General features: G+C 69.0%; 2 protein-coding genes and 1 tRNA gene. 1 reads left to right on the forward strand and 2 read right to left on the reverse strand.

The annotated features are described in order from the left end of the window. Window positions 1-48 precede the first annotated feature (48 nt). Window positions 49-125: transfer RNA gene (locus WAZ62_RS03385), tRNA-Met, on the forward strand. Window positions 126-295: 170 nt separating this feature from the next. Here WAZ62_RS03385 and WAZ62_RS03390 read toward each other — a convergent pair. Both WAZ62_RS03390 and WAZ62_RS03395 read right to left on the reverse strand, forming a co-directional pair. Beyond that, window positions 296-700, reverse strand: coding sequence for a RidA family protein (locus WAZ62_RS03390; RefSeq protein ID WP_422642124.1), 405 nt, complete (start codon window positions 698-700; stop codon window positions 296-298). 4 nt (window positions 701-704) lie between these two features. Further along, the coding region (locus WAZ62_RS03395; RefSeq protein ID WP_422642125.1) for an FAD/NAD(P)-binding protein at window positions 705-1,677 on the reverse strand (973 nt) is incomplete at its 5' end.

The raw sequence follows: 1,677 nt of genomic DNA on the forward strand, positions 1-1,677 counted from the left end.
GCCAGGCCTGCAAAGCATACAGATCCTCACAATGTCCACCACCACCAGCGCGGGGTGGAGCAGCCCGGTAGCTCGTCAGGCTCATAACCTGAAGGCCGTCAGTTCAAATCTGGCCCCCGCAACCAAAAATCAGCCCGCAAGGTCATTGACCTCGCGGGCTTTTTTGATGTTCTGGCCTGACCCCCGCGAACTCATCCACGAAGGAGTAGTGTCCGACCGAGAAGGAAGGGCTTTGAGATGAAGCGGAAGCAGGATGCGTCTGATCCGGTGACCGGTGCGAGCCTTGGCGAAGAGCTCAGGGGGCTTGCCTGAACAGCACCATGTCGATTTCGACCAGGGCGCCCCGGCCGAGCCTGGCGACGCCTACGGTGGTTCGGCCGGGCATGACTGCGTCGTCGTCGTAGTAACGATGAAAGACACTGTTCATGCCGACGTAATCGCGCTCGAACTCGGCGAGGAAAATCCGCACGAAGACCGTGTCCTCCAGTCCGTAGCCTGCCGCCGCCACGATGCGCCGGATGTTCAGCATCGCCAGTTCCGTTTGCGCCTCGATGGTTGGAGGCAGGGGGGCGGCGGGATTGTCGGGGTCGATCGGCAATTGCCCGGTCACATACAGGAAGCCGCCCGCCTTCACGGCGTGGGAATAGCGGGCGGTCCTGGGCGGTGGCGCGGCATCGGCGACGGTGATGTGCTGTTTCATCTTTTCAACTCGCGGGCTTGAGGGGGATGGCGAGATCGGCGGCGATGCGTCCGGCGATCTCGCGCGCGTGGTCCGAGGCCTCGGGCACGCCCATGACCTCGCCCAACCGGCCCCGGCCGAGCGGACCGGCGATATAGAAGCCGGGCTGCGGTCGCCCCGACCGCTCGAGGACACGGCCGTCCGGGTCGATGTCGAGACCAAGGCGATGCCGGTCGGGCCGGGCGATACCGGTCGCGAGCAGGCCACGGAACAGGGGATCGACGCTGCGGGCGGGATCGGCGTCGGGTCCGGTGCAATTGACGACGACGGCGACGCGGGTCTCCCTCCGGGGGCCGCCACGGGGCTGCCAGCGAGCGACGAGATCGCCATCGCGCGTATCGAACCCCTCGATCCGCCCGGCGGCGACGCGCAGCCAGCCGTCCCGCCGCCCCCTGGCGAGGAGAGCGGCGACCTGCGGCGCGATGCGGTAACGATGAACATCCCACCAGGCCCTGAGGTGACGCAGGGCGCGGCCCTGTTCCTCGGCCGACAGGCCCGGCCACAGCCGGCGCAAGGCGCCCCGGAAGGCGTCGATCGCCGGATGCCAGCCGAGGCCCCGCCGCTCGCAGTCGGCGATCAGATGGCGAAGAACGCGCAGGGTCTCGACCGCCGTCGTCGGGAAGGGCTCGGGAAAGCAGATGTCGGCGCCGAAGACACCGTGTTCGCGCGGCAGCAGGGCGCGGCGCGACACCGCCGTGATCTGCCCCCGGTGACCACGCCGACGCAGGCTGACCACCGTGTCCGCCATGGTCAATCCGGTGCCGACGACGAAGACGCCGGCATCCGGCGCCACCTCCGCCAGACAGGCGCTCGACCAGGGATCGCGGATCAGCCCGGGGTGCGCGGCGGCCTCGCCCGACAGGGGCCAGCGGAAGGCCGGGGCGGTATGGCTGGCGGTCAGGGCCACCACATCGGCGGCGAGGCCGTCGCCGTCGTCG

The organism is Zavarzinia sp. (genome assembly GCF_049306435.1).
Classification (GTDB): domain Bacteria; phylum Pseudomonadota; class Alphaproteobacteria; order Zavarziniales; family Zavarziniaceae; genus Zavarzinia.